This window comes from Treponema endosymbiont of Eucomonympha sp. (assembly GCF_001028545.1).
In genome coordinates, this window is the sequence record NZ_BBPW01000149.1 from 1 (window position 1) to 1566 (window position 1566).

Here is a 1566-nt window from a genome sequence, read left to right on the forward strand (position 1 = left end):
TTTTCCGCATTATTGTACTGATCGGGATAAGCCCAGTGGTCCGGGTCGGCAAAAACCGCCTTCCGCGCAACCAGATACGCGCCGTCCGAGCCTTCCAGCGGGTCCGTCTCCACCACCGCCGCGCCGAAATACCGCATCATAGCCTTCCGCTCGCGGCTGGCATTGGCGGGCACGTACAGCGTTACCGGAAACCCCGCAGCCGCGCCAAACATAGCGTAAGAAATGCCGCTGTTGCCGCTTGTCGCGTCAACAATGGTTTTGCCGCCGGTTAAGCGTCCCTGTTTAATGCCGCTCAGAATGAGCGCCTTTATCGCCCTATCTTTTACCGACCCGCTGGGATTAAGAAACTCCGCTTTTGCGAAAAGCGACACGCCGTTTAATCCCTGAGAGATTCTCCGCAGCGCGACAAGCGGCGTGTTTCCCACCAAATCAAAAACCGTCTGCACAAACACAGCCCCTGTTCACTTGACGGAGGGAACATATCACGCGTCGCTCTGTACTGTCAAGAGGTTCCGGCGCCGCGATTCCTCAGACGGCAAGTCGCCCGAAAAACAAGGCTGAAGCCTTCGGCGGCTTCCCGCGCTATCGGCACGTCCTCACCCACCCCCGCTATCTATATTCCCCGGTACGCGCTATGATGGCGGCAGTTTTAACGTACGCAGCGCTACAAAGGAAGAAACATGCTTGAGTACACGCTTGAGGACAATGAACTGACCAAAGCCGAGGGGGACACGCGGGCGCAGGTCGTCAACGTAAGGTCATACACGGCGGGCGATATTGCCGACCGAATCATGAAAATCGGGGCGGGGCTAACGCGGAGCGACGTCGCCTCCGTGCTGGAAGCCGCGAAGCAGGTAATCGCGGACATCATCGCCGACGGCGGGGCGGTGCATTTCGACCTGTTCAACGCCTTTCCCAGCATACAGGGGGTGTTCAGCGGCGCGGACGACAGCTTCGACCCCGCCAAGCACCGCATAAAGGCGAACCTGCACGCGGGCGCCGCGCTCCGCGAGGCGGTCGGCAAAATCAGGGTCAAGAAGGTCGCCGCCGTGCTCACGGGCACGGTGATAAGCTCCGTGACGGACATAAAGACGGGCAGCGTCAACGGCGCCCTGACGCCGGGCAAAGACGCGAAGCTCAGCGGCGTCAAGCTGAGAATCGCGGGCGAAGATGCCTCGGTCGACTTGTACTTCGTGCCCGCGAGCGGCGAGCCGGTCAAGGTCGACGCGAGCGAGCTTGTGGTGAACAATCCGGGCGAAATCATCGCGGTCATCCCCGATCTTGACGCGGGAACCTATCGGGCGCGGATAGTTACCCAGTATACCAGCGGCAAACTCCTCAAGACGCCGCACTCGTTCACCTACAACAAAAACCTCACCGTATCCTAGCGTGTTAGAGATGCTCTAACCTACGCGTTAGAGGTGCTCTAACCTATGCGTTAGAGATACTCTAACCTACAGTGCAGAGATACTCTAACCCATAGGTTAGAGTATCTCTGTATTACGGCGCCCGCCTGCTTTGCGTTTTACCGAAGGGCACAGCGCCGGGCATAAAAAGTGGCAGGGT

At 58.9% G+C, this 1566-nt stretch carries 2 protein-coding genes; one reads left to right on the forward strand and one right to left on the reverse strand.

Features of this window, described 5'->3' with window-relative positions:
• Positions 1–446: pyridoxal-phosphate dependent enzyme (locus AWU74_RS05455; protein ID WP_162504871.1), on the reverse strand; the 446-nt coding region annotated here is incomplete at its 3' end.
• A gap of 234 nt (positions 447–680) precedes the next feature.
• On the opposite strand from AWU74_RS05455, the gene AWU74_RS05460 reads away from it, so the two are divergent.
• Positions 681–1388 carry an HU family DNA-binding protein gene (locus AWU74_RS05460; protein WP_062328413.1) on the forward strand — a complete coding sequence of 236 codons (708 nt, stop codon included), beginning with the start codon at positions 681–683 and terminating at the stop codon, positions 1386–1388.
• Positions 1389–1566 lie beyond the last annotated feature (178 nt).

Bases quoted from the DNA above. Each gene is read 5' to 3' on its own strand.
- AWU74_RS05460 (WP_062328413.1), top strand. From the start codon at position 681: ATGCTTGAGTACACGCTTGAGGACAATGAACTGACCAAAGCCGAGGGG.